The organism is Streptomyces sp. SID3343 (assembly GCF_009865215.1).
Lineage (GTDB): Bacteria > Actinomycetota > Actinomycetes > Streptomycetales > Streptomycetaceae > Embleya.
Map to the genome: position 1 here is coordinate 1 of NZ_WWJX01000897.1, position 790 is coordinate 790.

1 protein-coding gene is annotated in these 790 nt (G+C 73.5%); it reads left to right on the top strand.

Annotation, left to right across the window (positions count from 1 at the left end; translation table 11 throughout):
- The coding region (locus GT354_RS27670; RefSeq protein ID WP_237535511.1) for a phosphopantetheine-binding protein at positions 1-613 on the top strand (613 nt) is incomplete at its 5' end.
- Between the last annotated feature and the right edge of the window lie 177 nt (positions 614-790).

The following is a 790-nucleotide window of genomic DNA, read 5'->3' on the forward strand; positions in this document are numbered from 1 at the left end:
GGTGCGCGGATATCGGGTCGAACCCGGCGAGGTCGAGATCGCGCTGCTCGCGAGACCCGGGGTCACCGGGGCCGCCGTGATCGCGCGCGAGCAGGCCCTCGTCGGCTACGTGGTCACCGACGACAGCGTGACCGTGCCCGAACTGCGCGCCGACCTCGCCGCGCGACTGCCCGCCCACCTCGTGCCGAGCGTGCTCGTACGCCTGGAGCGTCTGCCGCTGACGGCCAACGGCAAGCTCGACCACCGCGCGCTGCCCGCCGTCGACAGCCGCGCCGTGCTCGGCGCCGACCAGAGCTCGCACTTCCTGCCCCCGCGCACCGACGCCGAAGAACTGATCGCCGAGGTGTGGACCGACGTGCTCGGCCTGGACAAGGCCGGTGCCCTCGACGACTTCTTCGACCTCGGCGGCCACTCGCTGCTCGCGACCCGCGTGGTCGCCCGGATCGCGGCCACCACCGAACTCGCGGTGCCGCTGCGCACGCTGTTCACCCACCGCACCCTCGCGGCCTTCGCCGCGGCCGTGGAGGACCTTCTCGTCGCCGACCTGGAGGCCATGTCCGACGAGGCAGCCGAGCGGCTGCTCTCCACCGAGAGGAACCGATCGTCGGCATGAGCACGGACATCCCTACGGCGGCCTCGCCCGCCGCGGCCGCTTCCGCCGCGGCCGAGCCCGCCGCGGCCGACACACCTTCGGCGGCAGCACCGTCGGCGGCAGCACCTTCGGCGCCAACACCTTCGATGGCACCACCTTCGGAGCAAGCGCCACAGCGCTCCGCAGGCCTGTCCACGG